The organism is Megasphaera sp. An286, assembly GCF_002163455.1.
In the GTDB taxonomy this organism is placed as follows: Bacteria; Bacillota; Negativicutes; order Veillonellales; family Megasphaeraceae; genus Megasphaera; species Megasphaera stantonii.
This window is the reverse complement of record NZ_NFIY01000012.1, coordinates 46,375-61,440: the sequence shown is the minus strand read 5'-3', so window position 1 is coordinate 61,440 and position 15,066 is coordinate 46,375. Positions and strand designations below refer to the sequence as shown.

12 protein-coding genes are annotated in these 15,066 nt (G+C 54.0%); 9 read left to right on the top strand and 3 right to left on the bottom strand.

What is annotated here, in order from left to right:
* The first annotated feature begins 25 nt into the window (after window positions 1–25).
* The 3 genes from B5F80_RS06990 to B5F80_RS06980 all read left to right on the top strand — a co-directional run bounded on the left by B5F80_RS06990 (window position 26) and on the right by B5F80_RS06980 (window position 2,052).
* Window positions 26–673, top strand: coding sequence for a DUF3298 and DUF4163 domain-containing protein (locus B5F80_RS06990; protein ID WP_087478105.1), 648 nt, complete (start codon window positions 26–28; stop codon window positions 671–673).
* A gap of 90 nt (window positions 674–763) precedes the next feature.
* A complete protein-coding gene (locus B5F80_RS06985; protein WP_087478104.1) occupies window positions 764–925 on the top strand; it encodes a rubredoxin in 162 nt (53 codons plus the stop codon).
* A 95-nt stretch (window positions 926–1,020) separates the two neighbouring features.
* Window positions 1,021–2,052, top strand: a complete 1,032-nt coding sequence (locus tag B5F80_RS06980; RefSeq protein WP_087478103.1) for an alpha-hydroxy-acid oxidizing protein — start codon at window positions 1,021–1,023, stop codon at window positions 2,050–2,052.
* A 133-nt stretch (window positions 2,053–2,185) separates the two neighbouring features.
* Here B5F80_RS06980 and B5F80_RS06975 read toward each other — a convergent pair whose 3' ends face one another.
* Window positions 2,186–3,658, bottom strand: a complete 1,473-nt coding sequence (locus B5F80_RS06975; protein WP_087478102.1) for a hypothetical protein — start codon at window positions 3,656–3,658, stop codon at window positions 2,186–2,188.
* Window positions 3,659–3,843: 185 nt separating this feature from the next.
* Here B5F80_RS06975 and B5F80_RS06970 point away from each other — a divergent pair, with 185 nt between their 5' ends.
* The 5 genes from B5F80_RS06970 to B5F80_RS06950 all read left to right on the top strand — a co-directional run bounded on the left by B5F80_RS06970 (window position 3,844) and on the right by B5F80_RS06950 (window position 9,543).
* The gene (locus B5F80_RS06970; RefSeq protein WP_087478101.1) at window positions 3,844–4,845 is read left to right on the top strand and encodes a VirK/YbjX family protein; all 1,002 of its coding nucleotides are present in this window, start codon (window positions 3,844–3,846) and stop codon (window positions 4,843–4,845) included.
* 171 nt (window positions 4,846–5,016) lie between these two features.
* Window positions 5,017–5,472, top strand: coding sequence for a CtsR family transcriptional regulator (locus tag B5F80_RS06965; protein ID WP_087478100.1), 456 nt, complete (start codon window positions 5,017–5,019; stop codon window positions 5,470–5,472).
* Between the two features lie 27 nt (window positions 5,473–5,499).
* Complete coding sequence (locus B5F80_RS06960) at window positions 5,500–6,018, top strand: UvrB/UvrC motif-containing protein (protein ID WP_087478099.1); 519 nt, start codon at window positions 5,500–5,502, stop codon at window positions 6,016–6,018.
* Window positions 6,019–6,021: 3 nt separating this feature from the next.
* Entirely contained in the window at window positions 6,022–7,107 is a 1,086-nt protein-coding gene (locus tag B5F80_RS06955; RefSeq protein WP_087478098.1) for an ATP--guanido phosphotransferase, read from the top strand.
* A gap of 15 nt (window positions 7,108–7,122) precedes the next feature.
* A complete protein-coding gene (locus tag B5F80_RS06950) occupies window positions 7,123–9,543 on the top strand; it encodes an ATP-dependent Clp protease ATP-binding subunit (RefSeq protein WP_087478097.1) in 2,421 nt (806 codons plus the stop codon).
* Window positions 9,544–9,611: 68 nt separating this feature from the next.
* On the opposite strand, the gene B5F80_RS06945 is transcribed toward B5F80_RS06950, so the two are convergent.
* A complete protein-coding gene (locus B5F80_RS06945) occupies window positions 9,612–10,028 on the bottom strand; it encodes a hypothetical protein (RefSeq protein WP_087478096.1) in 417 nt (138 codons plus the stop codon).
* A 36-nt stretch (window positions 10,029–10,064) separates the two neighbouring features.
* Complete coding sequence (locus tag B5F80_RS06940; RefSeq protein WP_014016983.1) at window positions 10,065–10,976, bottom strand: LysR family transcriptional regulator; 912 nt, start codon at window positions 10,974–10,976, stop codon at window positions 10,065–10,067.
* A 457-nt stretch (window positions 10,977–11,433) separates the two neighbouring features.
* Between B5F80_RS06940 and nifJ the strand changes: the two genes are divergently transcribed.
* Window positions 11,434–14,949: a pyruvate:ferredoxin (flavodoxin) oxidoreductase gene (nifJ, locus tag B5F80_RS06935; RefSeq protein ID WP_087478095.1), complete on the top strand. Its 3,516-nt coding sequence runs from the start codon at window positions 11,434–11,436 to the stop codon at window positions 14,947–14,949.
* Window positions 14,950–15,066 lie beyond the last annotated feature (117 nt).

Sequence of the window (15,066 nt, the reverse complement as noted above, 5' to 3'; positions counted from 1 at the left end):
CATACACAGTACGCAGGAGGTAGGTATGATGAAAGAAAAATTAGCGGCCGCGCTGTGCGCCGCCTTGCTGGTCGGCTCGTTATCCTTCGCCGCGGCCCCGGCGACGGTGCAGGACGCGCAGAAGGCCGTATACACGAAATCAAACGGCAGCACGCTGACGATACAGTATCCGGCAGTTTCCGTCGCCGGCAACGCTGCAGCCAGCCAGAAAATCGCGCAATACTTTATAGAAGAACAAGCCAAGGCCAAGGCGTTTTTTGATAAAGAAAGCATGGAAGGCATGAAGATGACTGAAGAAAAGTCGTACGTCGTGACGCTCAACGACGGCAAGTATCTGTCCTTCATCGACCAGGGCTATATCTATTTTGACAAGGCCGCCCACCCGACGAGCTGGAAGCACGGCGTGACCTTCGATTTGGAAACGGGCGAACGGCTGGACTGGCAGGATTTGGTACGGCCAGAGGATGCGGAATTCTTTACGCTGGACCGCATCAACGCCAAGATTTTCCTGAGCAAGTATCAGCTGTCCACATATTTCGAAGGCCTGACGGAGCTGCCGAAGAATTATTACCTCGACGAAAACAAGGTCATCCACTTCATTTTCGGGCAGTATGAAATCGCGCCGTACTCGACGGGTATCGTCGACATCAGCATGGGTAAAAAGGCAAAATAAGGTTGCAAAATATCGTCCCGTATGGTATGATAGTTAAGGATTATCAATAATTGATATTTATTAATGTTTCTTTTTAGGGAGGTTTTTTCAATGGATAAATACGAATGCACCATCTGCGGTTACATTTATGACGAAGCTGAAGGCGACGCTGAAAACAACGTAGCAGCTGGCACGAAATTTGCCGATTTGCCGGAAGACTGGGCATGCCCGACCTGCGGCGCTGGTAAAGACGCTTTCGTAAAAATGGACTAATTCCAAAAGAATTAGCGTAAGTTGTTAGTAAAAGCTTACTATCATGTGGTATACTCATGATAGTAAGCTTTTTTTGTTAAAGGAGGAATATTGCAATGGATATGAAGGAAATTCGCGAACAGGCTAAAAAACGGATGAAAGGCTGCCGCGTCTGTCCGGAGTGCAACGGCAAAGCCTGTGTCGGCATGATTCCCGGCTTCGGCGGACTGCGGACGGGCCGTTCCTTTGCGCGCAACTTGGAATCGCTGCAGGAGTACGGCTTGATCATGCGCAGCATGTCGGGCGTAGAAGAACCGTCGACGGCCGTTGAAATTTTTGGCAAGACCCTGAGCCTGCCTATACTCATCGCGCCGGTAGGCGGCATCGTCCTGAACGCTCAGGTCGACGGCGACCCGGAAGAGGAAGAAATCAAATACGACGAAGCCGTTACGCAGGGGGCGATGGAAGCCGGCACGTGGGCCTTCACCGGTGACAGCGGCGCGCCGTACATGTACTCTTCGGGCATCGCGTCCTGTAAAAAGCGTCCGGGCTGCGTCGTCCCGACGATTAAGCCGCGGGAAGACGACAAGATCATCGAAAAGGCCGTATTGGCGGAACAGTCAGGCGCTCCGGCCGTGGCCTGCGATATCGACGCGGCGACGCTGATCAATATGCGCATTTTCGGCCAGCCTGTCGGCCCGAAGAGCGCTGAAAGCATTGCGAAGGTAGCGGCGTCCATTCAGATTCCCTTTATCGTAAAGGGCGTCATGTCGGCGGAAGAAGCGTTGGCCTGCGCGGAAGCGGGAGCTAAGGGCATCGTCGTCAGCAACCACGGCGGCCGCGTACTGGACGGTATGGTCGGCACGGCCGACGTACTGCCGGAAATCGCCGAAGCCGTCAAGGGGCGGATTACGATCTTTGCCGACGGCGGCGTCCGTCACGGCGAAGACGTATTGAAGCTCATTGCTCTAGGCGCCGACGCCGTCCTCGTCGGCCGTCCGGCAGCCGTTGCGGCCATCGGCGGCGGCGCGGAAGGCGTCAAGCTGATGCTGGATACGTTTAAGCGCGAATTGTGCGACGCCATGATGATTACGGGCGTGCGGGATATCCGCTGCGTCAATCCCCGCATCCTCAAAAAATTAAAATAACCGCGTCGTCTTTCAGACGCAAAAAAACAAGCCGGGCGCTGCGCTCCGGCTTGTTTTTTCCTCGGACTTGCTGGGAAGGACTGGGAAATACATTGTGAAGTATATAAGTAACTATATGACGGCATATAGCTGCTTAACGCGTTTTGTAGCCTTGGTAATCTTTCAGCTTCGTGTTGTCTTCCAGGGCTTGTTTTACCGTTTTGCCGGCATCTAACTGGCTGATTACGTCTAAGGCTTTATCAGATAAGTAGGCGTTGTCTTTTTTGCCGAGCAGCTGAGTCTGGTCGGTCGCCCACAGGACGCCGGCGTTTTCGTTGCGGCCCTGCAGGAGGAACAGCGTGTCGCCGTTTTTATTGGCTTCGGCCAAGGTAACGCCGTGTTTTTTCTGCCATGCGGCGACGGCGGCGCATAAGCCGGCATCGTCAGAACGTTCGCGGTTCAGGATTAAGACGGCCTTGGTGTTTTTATATTCCGTGCAGAAATTGAAGTCGCCCTGAGAATCCATGGCGGCGAAAACAGGGCCCTGGCCGTTGTACTTCGGCGCGATGACCTTGTCGATGGTCAGGGATTTGCCGACACCCTGGGTCTGGGCATGAAGCTCGTAGTCGTACGAGTTGATATACCGGCCCTGGGCGTCTTTTTTGTTGGTCATGCCGACGATGCCGTCGACGCCGGGAACCTGGAAGTAATCGACGGCGGCGCGTACGACGTCAACGGGCGAGGCCGTGTCAATCCAGGTGTCGATGCCGTTGTCGTTTAAGGTCTTGTACAGCTCCTTCATTTCCGGAGAGACGGTGATGCCGAGTTTGTACGATACGGATACATTGCCGGCTTCGCTCTTGTAATCGACGGGGCTGACATATTTGCCTTTGCTCCACGTCTGGCCTTTATCGGGATTACCATAGAAGCTGTGGCTTTCATAGGCCAAATTGTATACTTCGTCAGGCGTCATGCCCGTGTACCAGTACGTGACCCAGGGATAGGAAACGGAAGCGTCCATCGTATCGCCGATAGCGTCGTAGAGCCAGCGCATCTTGGCAGTGAACTCTTTATATTCCGGGCTGACCCGTACTTCGGCAGGCTGTTCCTTGCCCGTTTTGGTAATCAATCCCTTGGCGTACAATTGTTTATAAGCTGCTGCGGCGTCTTTAATGGCTGCTTCAATCGAGACGGGGCGGCCGTCGCCGTCGTCGGCGCCGTACGTCAAGGTCAGCTTATCGGCAGGAATGCCCGTGCGCAGGACGGCTTCCATCTGGTCCGGTTCAATGGCAAAGGCCAGGCGGTCGAGCTGCCAGACCATGAGCTGCTCTTCTACGTCCAGGATAGACGTCGTGTTGTCGAAATCAAAGACGGCGTAGGGGCGGTTGGCTGCGTCGTACGAAGCAGAACGGCTGCCGTACATGTCCATGAACTGATTTAAGGAAGCCTTCACGGTCGGTTCCCAGTTGGCGCTCTGGACGTGCTGCTGCGCGGCGCTCTGGCTGACGGCGGCAGTATGGACCGGTGCGGCCCATACGGGGGCCGCTTGTACGGCCGTGAGGATCGATAAGGCGCAGACTACGCTGGCGGCGTATTTCTGCATGCGTTTTTTTGTCGGATACTTCATAAACGGAATACTCCCTTCTGACTAATCATGATATATTTACTATATAAAGAATGTATAAACTCACCGTCAAAGGCAGGTAAAAAACAGGTAAAAAGAGACGTTGACAGTATAAAATAAAAAAACGTATAATATAATTTATTGCTACGGTTATCATCGATGTATTTTTGCCTAAAGGGGGCTGTTTCATGCATAGCATATCTTATTTCTGGCGATTGTCCCGTACCATTTACGGTCCGCGCAATTTTCAAGAAAATAAGCGGGCCGTCGTTTTTTTTGTCCGCGCCGTGACGAACCGCTCTTTATTTGAGGAACTATATTCTTTTTTTGACGCCTACGAGCCGATGAAGGGCTTTTTCGACAGGCAGGACCCGGATTTTCAGGAAGTCATGACCCGCGTGTTCCTGTTTAAAAATTCGACGATGCGCCAGCGCCTGGACGCGCTGCTTCATCATTTTACGATTTTGCGGACTATGTTTTCCGACGAAGTCATTCATGAGCTGTATTGGGGCAAGGGCTATACGCTGTGGAAATCGCCTGACGCGTCGCTGCCGCTGGAGGCACGCCTGATTTTCGATACGGGGCAGCGCAAGGAAGGCTTTTTGTCCTTGTACTTGTATCATGAAGGCGAAATGATTTACCATTTTAACTTCCGCTTTGATTACAATGCCGACGGCGCTCCGTCTATGTACATCGGCACGATTCAGGGCTCAAAGCACGGCCTGGAAACGACAAAGGCGCTGACGAAAAAGCTTTTCGGCTACCGGCCGAAGAATTTTATCCTGTATCTTATGCGCATCTTCGTCCAGACCTTGGGCATCCGCGATATGTATGCCATTACCGACGAGGGATTTTATACGAACAGCCACCTGCTGCGGGGCAACCGTTCGAAGAAGACGAATTTCGACGACTTCTGGAACGATGAAGGGGCTGTAGCTGACGGGAAGGAACAGTGGTATATTCGCCTGCCTATCGAAGAAAAGCGGCGCAAGTACGACGAAATCAAGTCGCAGAAGCGCAATCTGTTTCGGAAGCGGTATCTGCTCATGGATACGATCGTACCGGCCTATATCGAGGCGATTCGCGGCCTGTTCCGCGAAGGGTTCGCGCCCGTTCCGTCCGCCGTGGATGAGGCGGCCATCGTCGATAAGCCCGCCGATTACGACCCTATCGAAGCGCCGAAAGAATAATATATGTATATATGCTGCAAGTCGTCTGCCCAGCGGCAGAGGCTTGCAGTATTTTTTTGTCATAGCAGGCCGTAGCGGCTTGCAAAAAGTCAAAAAGACGAATATAATAAAGTCAAAAAGATGAACTAATAGACGTCTTTTGTACGACAATCAATAGAGCAGGTGATTATAATGAGTATATTAGCTGATAAGATTGAACAATTTATTTTGCATAAGCTGCTGGAAGAAGAGGAAGAAAACATCGTGCTGCGCCGCAATGAATTGGCCGACGAGCTCAACTGCGCGCCGTCGCAGATCAGCTACGTCCTGAGCACCCGCTTTTCCAACGACAAGGGATTTTTAGTCGAATCGCGGCGCGGTTCGGGCGGCTTCGTCCGCATCGTCCGCCTGCGTCCGAAACAGCAGGACCGCACGCCGGTGCTGCTGGAAGAACGGCTGCCGGCGGTGAGCATTACCTTGGACGATTTGGACGGATTTTTGTTCCAGCTCATCAAGCAGCACCGCATGACGAACCGAGAAGCTATTCTCATGCATCAGACCTTTGACGCATTGTATAAGGAAATCGATGACGAGGCGAAGCGGCTGGCTGTCATCAGCCGGATTCTCCGTCATCTGAATACCCATTAGCCCATTTTCGGAAGGAGGGTGATACCGATGCTGTGCGATATTTGCAAAAAGAGAGAGGCTGTCGTCCATATTGCGTCCTTTGAAAATGGGCGGCGCACAGATCTGCATTTGTGCGCGGCGTGTGCAAAGACACATAGCAAGTTAGCTCTGTTTCAGGACTTAAATATTATTAATAATGATTTTTTCCGCAAGATGGCTTATCCCGATTATACGGGGCAGTCGGAAGAAGAGCCGCGCTGCGCCAGCTGCGGCATGACGTACGGCGAGTTTAACCGGTCGGGGCTCTTTGGCTGCCCCGATTGCTACGAAGCGTTTAAGGAAGAGCTGCCGCCGCTGCTGCGCCGCATTCACGGCCACACGAAACACGACGGCAAGGTGCCTAACCGCGGCACGGGCGTCTTCCGCACGATGACGCATATCAAGCGCCTCCGCCAGCATCTGCAGAAGCTGGTGCAGGAAGAGCGGTACGAAGAAGCGGCGAAGGTCCGCGACGAAATACGGGCCCTGCAGAGGATGCAGCCTGACGCCGGCGGAAGGGAGGGCTGACCGATGCCGTATGACTTTCTACGCAAGCCCCTCAGTCCCTGGCAGGAACAGATTGGCGATTATGGCGACGTCGTCGTCGACAGCCGCATCCGCCTGTCCCGGAATTTAAAGAACTACGTCTTTCCCCAGCGGGCGTCCGACGCCGAATTGGCGGCTGTCTTTGCCGAAGGGCGGCGCATGACGCCTCTTTTAAGCGTTATGGGACGGGGGAGATATGCCTTTATTGATTTGGACGAGTTGACGCCTCTGCAGCGGGAGCTGATGGCAGCCAAGCATTTCGTCTCAGCCGCCCATATTACAAAGCCTGTTTCCCGGGCGGTTATCGTGCGGGACGACGGCGCTGCGGCCGTCATGGTCAACGAAACGGATCATTTCTGCATCCAGACGGCGGCGGCCGGTTTCGACCTGCAAAAGGCTTGGGACGACGCGTCTCAAATCGACGACTGCCTGGAACAGAAGCTGAATTTTGCCTATCGCGACGACTTCGGCTATTTGACGGCCAGCCCGTCGATTACTGGTACAGGACTCATTGCCGGCGTCACGGTTCACATACCGGCGCTGGTATTGATGAAGAGGCTGAACCGCATCGTCCAGGGAATTACGAAATTCGGCTTCGCCGTGTGCGGTATGTACGGCGAACGGGACGAATATATCGGCAACATATTCCAAATCAGCAACCAGATTACCCTGGGCGTGTCGGAAGAAGATATTTTAGGACAGCTGCGCAAGCTCGTCGCCCAGGTCGTGCAGGAAGAACGAAACTGCCGTCAGATTTTGTGGACCCATGATGGTGACACGATGAAGGATAAATTCTGCCGGGCCTACGGCACGCTGTCGCAGGCCTGGCTGATGAGCGAACAGGAAGGGCTGTCGCTGTTGAGCGATCTGCGCTTCGGCATCGACGCCGGCGTCATTGCAAAGCCGGCCCAGCTGTACGAGGGACTGCTGACGGCTATTACGCCGGCGTACTTGCAGGCCGAAGCCGGGCGGGAACTCGGAGACACGGAGATGGAACGAGAACGGGCGGCCGTTATCCGCCGCATGGTATCGGCAGGCGACGGAGCGGCGTCTCTTCCAGAGTCCCTATAAAAGGAAGTGAGACACATGAATAATCGATTTACGAGCGACGCGAAGAAGGTACTGCGCTATGCTCAGGAATCGGCAAAATCGTTCCGCCATGATTATGTCGGGACAGAACATATACTGCTGGGCCTGGTGCTCCATACGGACAGCATGGCCGGACAGTTTTTGGCACAGCAGGGGCTGACGTCGGAGCACGTTACCCGGGCGATTCAAAACGCCGTCGGCGTCGGCGAGAAAGCGACGTCGGCCCTGCGGCTCACGCCGCGGACGAAGCGGACCATGGAGCTGGCCGTGCGGACAGCGAACCAGCTGGGGCAGCAATATATCAGCACGGAGCACATGCTGGCCGGCGTGCTGCAGGAACAGGGCTGCATGGCCCGGCGGATTTTGGAACAGATGGACGTCAATCCAGACGAACTGCTGCAGAAAATCGTCCAGCTCATGAATAACGGCGCTGCCGGAGGCGAAGCCGACGGGCAGGCCATCGATTTATCCGAATTTGGCCGCGATTTGAACGAACTGGCCCGGGAGGATAAGATCGACCCGGTCATCGGCCGGAGCCGGGAAATCGAACGGGTCGTTCAGATTTTGTGCCGCCGTACGAAAAACAACCCCGTCCTCATCGGTGAGCCCGGCGTAGGCAAGACGGCTATTGCTGAAGGGCTGGCCCAGCGCATCGTAACGGGCGACGTGCCCGACGTACTGGCCCATAAGCGTATCTTTTCCCTAGACATGGGAAGCCTCGTCGCCGGGACGAAATACCGCGGCGAATTTGAAGACCGTATTAAGCAGGTCATCGAAGCCGTCCAGCAGGACGACGACATGATCCTATTCATCGACGAGCTTCACCAGCTCATCGGCGCCGGAGCCGTAGAGGGCTCGATGGATGCGGCCAATATCCTCAAGCCGGCCTTGTCGCGGGGCGAGCTGCAGTGCATCGGTGCGACGACGATCGACGAATATAAGAAAAATCTGGAAAAGGACGCGGCCCTGGCCCGCCGCTTTCAGACCGTCCTCGTCGGCGAGCCGTCGGAAGACGAGGCCGAACAGATCGTATTCGGCCTGCGGGATCGGTACGAAGCCTTTCACAAGGCGCGCATTACCGACGAAGCAGTCCGGGCTGCCGTCAAATTGTCGGCCCGGTACATTTCGGACCGCTATCTGCCTGACAAGGCCATCGACGTCGTCGACGAAGCGGCGGCCCGCGTGCGCATGAAGGTCTACGCGCCGTCGCAGGACGTGCAGGCCCTGGAACAGCGGCTGGCGGCGATTCGTCAGGAAAAGGACGCGGCCCTGGCTAGTGAAGAGTTTGAACGGTGCGCGTCGCTGCGTGACGAAGGCAAGAAAATCGCCGATGAAATCGCCGCGCTGAAGCAGGAAAAGAAGCGCCATGACGATGCGAAGCTCATCGTGACGGAAGAAGACGTGGCCGACGTCGTTTCGCAGTGGACCGGCGTCCCCGTACAGCAGCTGACGGAAACAGAAGCCCGTCGTCTGCTCCATCTGGAAGAAGAGCTGCATAAGCGGGTTATCAGCCAGGACGAAGCGGTGACGGCGGTGGCCAAGGCCATCCGGCGGGCCCGCGCCGGCCTGAAAGACGTCAATCGTCCCATCGGCTCGTTCTTATTCCTGGGGCCGAGCGGCGTCGGGAAGACGGAGCTGGCCCGCACGCTGGCCCGTCAGCTTTTCGGCAGCCAGGACGCGATGATACGCATCGACATGAGCGAATTCATGGAACGGTACAGCGTATCCCGCCTCGTCGGCGCGCCGCCGGGATACGTCGGGTATGAAGAAGGCGGCGAGCTGACCGACGCCGTGCGGGAAAAGCCGTACAGCGTCGTCTTATTCGACGAAGTCGAAAAAGCCAGCGGCGATTTCTTCAACCTGCTCCTGCAGGTGCTCGACGAAGGGCGGCTGACCGATTCCAAGGGCCGCACAGTCGATTTCCGCAATACGGTCATCATTATGACCAGCAATCTCGGCGCGTCCCATTTGAAGCCGAGCGCGCCGGTCATGGGCTTTGCAGCCGGGACGGGAACCGACAAGGACAAGGCGGCGTCTTTTGCTATAGCTAAGAAGGAAATCCTCGACGACGTGAAGAAGTTTTTCCGTCCGGAATTCCTCAACCGCATCGACGAAATGCTCGTCTTCAAGCCACTGGAAACAGAGGACCTGCGGCGCATCGTGGCCCTCATGCTGGAAGACCTGGGCAGACGGCTTCAGGAAAAGGGCGTGCAGATGACCTGGACGACCGAAGCCGACGACGTGCTGGTACAGGAAGGGACCGACTTTGCCTACGGCGCAAGGCCGCTGAAGCGGGCTATCCAGAAGCTGGTAGAAGATCCCATTGCCGAGATGCTGCTGGGCGGCAGCTTGAAGGAGGGCAACGTCCTTCAGGTGGACAGCCTCGATAAAAAGGAGCTCGTCTTTACGACAACATAATAGACAACATAATACATTATATATAAGAAGCCCCTTGCCGGTTCTGTGTCGGCAAGGGGCTTTGCGTCTTACGGAGTTTCCGCTTTTGAATCTAACTTCCACGTATTCTGCAATACGCGGAAATGCAGGTCGTGCCATTTTTTTTCAATATCCTGCATGGTGATTTCCGTAGAATACAGCAAGTTATTGTGTTTTTTTACAGATTGTTCCAGCTGGGCGATTCGCGTCTGCTGAATACGGGCCTGTTCCGTCAGCGTATAAAGGTTGTACTGCAGGACGGCAATCCAGACGAATTGTACGATAACCAACAGCAGGAGGACTGCCGCCGCGCCGGCGAGAAACTTTTCCGTTCCTAACAAATCGTCCCAACGCCGGCGAAGCGACCGTTTCTGTAAGTCGAATTCCGTGGCTGCATCGGTATCGCCGCCTAAGCGGCGGGAAGACAGGGAGACGACACGGCGGATGAATTTTTCCCGTACGGACAAGGAGAACACGACCTTTCGCGCTGCAATGCGCCTGAGTTATAAATTGGAAATGACGCGGGCTTTGTTGCGGACGAAGTCGAGCCACAACTGGGCTGCGTGGGAGAGGTAATGTCCCCGTTTCCAGATAACGTACAATACGTGCATGATTTCCGGCTCTACTAACGGACGGACGACGACCGATTCGGACACGCGCGGATTCGTTTCCTTCGTCGGGCAGAGGCGGCTCGGCAGGAGCGCTACGCCCAGGTTGGCCACGACGGTCTGAATCATGAGGTCGCGCTGGCTCGTTTCAAATACGATTTTCGGCTGGAAGCCGATTTTCTTGCAGTGCTGGATGATTTCGTCGTGCAGGTTGAAGTCGTCGCGATATAATACCAGCGATTCGTTGGCCAGCTTTTTCAGGGGAATGGTCTTTTCCTTGCTCAGGATGTTGTCCCGGTGGATGATGACGTTCATCGGGTCCTGGGTCAGGAAGAACGATTCGAAATCCTTTTCCTTCGGCTGGGTACAGACGATGCCCAGGTCGATGAGGCCTTCCTGCACGCTGATTTCGACCTTTTTCGAGCCGTGCTCGTACAGGTCGAGCTCAATCTGCGGGTATTCCTGCTTAAAGGCCCCTAAGAGATTGGCGAAAATCGGCGCGCCCGTAATAGGCGGCAGGCCGATGAGGACCGTCCCTTGCTCCAGCTTGAATTCGTTTTCAAAGTCGGTCTTCAAATGCTCGAACATGAAGACGACGCGCTTGGCGTGGGAGAGGAATATCGTGCCGGCGTCGGTTAATTCCACGGCCTTGGCGTTGCGCATAAACAAGACGACGCCTAATTCTTCTTCCAGGGCCTTGATCGTGCGGCTGATTGCAGATTGGGAAATATGCAGCGTCCGGGCCGCTTTGCTGAAGGATTTTTTATCGGCGACTTCTACAAAATATTTGAGATGATGAAAATCCATAATGCCACCTCCCTATAATAATACCTAAACAGTATACGTTTACAAAATGGCACAAACCAATGTTCAAAATCGCATCGCAATCCGGCATAATCCTATTGAATTTCAATTTGCTTAGGCATATAATTAACTCGTAAGGAAAAGTTACAAAGTCGTTCGGATGTGATGGTCAGAAAATACATAAAAAAGGCGTGAGTGTGCAAAACTGTAATACTATCATTATAGTATTACAAATTTGCAATAATATCAATACCTTTTTTGAATATTATCCGTACCTTCCTGTTTTTATTTTTGAAGCGGGACGCGTGTGCCTGCCTTGTGAATGGAATCACAGACTGGAAGCTGCGATGCATGCAACGCAAGGGACGCGCGAGTAAATTCGGAATGTCTTTTAACTTTGTCTGCAATATAGGAAAACCTATATTGAGGTATATATTTTTATAAGGAGCGTGTTTTATCTATGAGCAAATTCAAAACCATGGATGGCAACGAAGCAGCTGCATGGGTGTCCTATGCATTTACTGAAGTTGCCGCAATTTATCCGATCACGCCGTCTTCGCCTATGGCCGAACATGTCGATGATTGGGCTGCAGCAGGCATGAAGAACCTCTTTGGCCATCCGGTCAAAGTTTTCGAAATGCAGTCTGAAGCTGGTGCAGCTGGCGCATTCCACGGTTCTTTGCAGGCAGGCGCTTTGACGACTACATATACGGCATCCCAGGGCTTCTTGCTGATGATCCCGAATATGTACAAAGTTGCCGGCGAACTTCTCCCGGGCGTATTCCACGTTTCCGCTCGTGCGTTGGCTAACCATGCCCTGAGCATTTTCGGCGACCACCAGGACGTTATGTCCGCTCGTGCTTCCGGCTGCTGTCTCTTGGCTGAATCCAACGTACAGGAAGTTATGGACCTCGGCGGCGTAGCTCACTTATCCGCTTTGAAAGGTTCCTTGCCGTTCATCAACTTCTTCGACGGTTTCCGTACGTCTCACGAAATCCAAAAGGTTGAAGTTATGGACTTCGAAAACTTCCGTAACCTCATCGACTGGGACGCTGTAAAAGCTTTCCGCAAACGCGCTTTGAACCCGGATCATCCGGAAATCCGCGGCACTGCAGAAAACCCGGACGTTTACTTCCAGCACACAGAAGCCAGCAACAAATACTACGAAGCTATGCCTGATATCGTAGCTGGCTACATGGATGAAATCTCCAAGATCACGGGCCGCACCTACAAACCGTTCAACTACTACGGCGCTGAAGACGCTGAATATGTCGTAGTTTCCATGGGCTCCTTGTCCGACGTAGCTAAACAGGCTGTCGAATACTTGCAGAGCCAGGGCGAAAAAGTCGGCGCTATCAACGTTCACCTCTATCGTCCGTTCTCCAATAAATACCTCCTCAACGTATTGCCGAAGACGGTTAAGAAGATTGCCGTTATCGACCGTACGAAGGAACCGGGCTCCCTCGGCGAACCCCTGTACCTCGATATCGTCGGCTTCGTAAAAGAAGAAGGCCTCAATATCGACGTTATCGGCGGCCGCGCCGGCTTGGGCTCCAAAGACGTTCTGCCGGAAGACATCTTGTCCGTATTCACAGAACTCAAGAAAGAACATCCGCTCAACGGCTTCACCCTCAGCATCGAAGACGACGTTACGAACCTGTCCCTTCCGCGCGCACCGAAGATGCCGCTTGACACGACGGGCCTTACGGCTTGCAAATTCTGGGGCTTCGGCTCTGACGGCACGGTCGGCGCTAACAAGTCGGCTATCAAGATCATCGGCGACCACACGGATATGTATGCTCAGGCATACTTCGCTTATGACTCCAAGAAATCCGGCGGCGTAACGATTTCTCACCTGCGTTTCGGCACGAAACCTATCGACATGCCGTACCTCATCGACGCAGCTGACTACATCGCTTGCCATCGTCAGTCCTATGTAAAACGCTTCGACCTGCTCCGCGGCATTAAAGACGGCGGCACGTTCATGCTGAACTGCACGTGGACCGACGAAGAACTGGACAAAGAACTGCCGGCTAAGATCAAACGCGACATCGCTAAGAACCACGTTAAATTCTATACGTTGAACGGCGACGCTATCGGCCAGAAACTTGGCCTCGGCACCCGCATCAACATGGTAATGCAGGCTGCGTTCTTCGCATTGGCAAAAGTTATTCCTCTGGAAGACGCTGTTAAATACCTGAAAGACTCCATCGTTAAGAGCTACGGCAAGAAAGGCCAGAATGTCGTCGACATGAACTGGGCTGCTGTTGACGCCGGCGTAAGCGAATTCCATGAAGTCAACTATCCGGCTTCCTGGGCTGACGCTGTCGACGAAGTAGTAGAAAGCCGTCCGGCTCCGGAATACTTCACGAACGTTGCAGCTCCGATGCTCGGCCAGGTTGGCGACGACCTCGCTGTATCGGCATTCATCGGCCGTGAAGACGGCACGATGCCTTCCGGCACGTCCAAATTTGAAAAAGCAGGCCCGGCTCTCCATGTTCCGTCCTGGGATGCTGAAAAATGTATCGGCTGCATGCAGTGCTCCTTCGTCTGCCCGCACGCTACGATTCGTCCGGTATTGACGACGAAAGAAGAAACGGCTGCTGCTCCGGCTGGCTACAAAGTAGCTGCTAAAGCTAAATCCGGCAAAGAATACGACGTTGCTATCATCGTCGACCAGCTCGACTGCCTCGAATGCGGCAGCTGCGTAAACGTCTGCCCGGTTAAAGCCCTCACCATGGTTCCGAACACGGACGAAGAACGTGCTAAGATGGACTTCTGGTACTATGGCACGGAAAAGGTTGCTCCGAAAGCTAACCCGCAGAACAAATACAGCGTTATCGGCTCCCAGTTCGAAACGCCGCTCCTCGAATTCTCCGGCGCATGCGCAGGCTGCGGTGAAACACCGTATGTCAAACTCGTTACGCAGCTCTTCGGCGACCGCATGATGATCGCCAACGCTACAGGCTGCTCCTCCATTTGGGGTGCATCTGCTCCGGTTGCTCCGTACACGACGAACGCTGCCGGCCATGGTCCTGCATGGGCTAACAGCTTGTTCGAAGACGCTGCTGAATTCGGCCTCGGCATGTTCATGGGCGTCGACAAAGTCCGCATGGATTTGGTCGCTAAACTCGACGAAGCAAAAGCTGTCGCTTCGGAAGAACTCCAGGCTGCTTTGAGCGACTGGGCTGCTAACGTACACGAAGGCGAAGGCTCCCGTGAACGTGCTGACAAGCTGACGGCTCTCCTCGAAGCTGAAGCTGCAGGCAAACCGGTTCTCGAAGACTTCCTCGACAAGAAACAGTTCTTCGTAAAACGTTCTCAGTGGATCATCGGCGGCGACGGCTGGTCCTATGATATCGGTTACGGCGGCGTTGACCACGTCCTCGCTTCTGACAACGACGTAAACGTCCTCGTACTCGATACGGAAGTTTACTCCAATACGGGCGGCCAGTCCTCCAAGGCTACTCCGACGGCTGCTATCGCACAGTTCGCTGCTGCCGGCAAACGCACGAAGAAGAAGGACCTCGGCATGATGGCTATTTCCTACGGCTATGTATACGTAGCTCAGGTAGCTATGGGCGCCGACAAGAACCAGCTCATCAAAGCTCTGAAAGAAGCTGAAGCTTACCATGGCCCGTCCCTCGTCATCTGCTACGCTCCTTGCATCAACCACGGTATCCGCAAAGGCATGAGCAAGAGCCAGACAGAAGAAAAACTCGCTGTCGAATGCGGTTATTGGGATCTGTTCCGCTACAACCCGGCTCTCAAAGAAGAAGGCAAGAATCCGTTCAGCCTCGACTCCAAAGAACCGGATTACAGCAAATTCCAGGAATTCCTCCAGGGCGAAGTTCGTTATGCTTCCCTCCAGAAGGCACTCCCCGAAAAAGCTGCTGAATTGTATGCGAAGACAGAAGCCGACGCTAAGAACCGCCGCGAAACCTATGTACGTTTCCAGAAAGGTTTTGAAGCTTAATCTGCAATGTCTGAACGCTGCATAGCGTACGTATAAAGAAAACTGCTGCACCATACGGTGCGGCAGTTTTTTTTCATGAAAATAACAGTTTTTTTCATCAATGTCTTTATTTTGAGA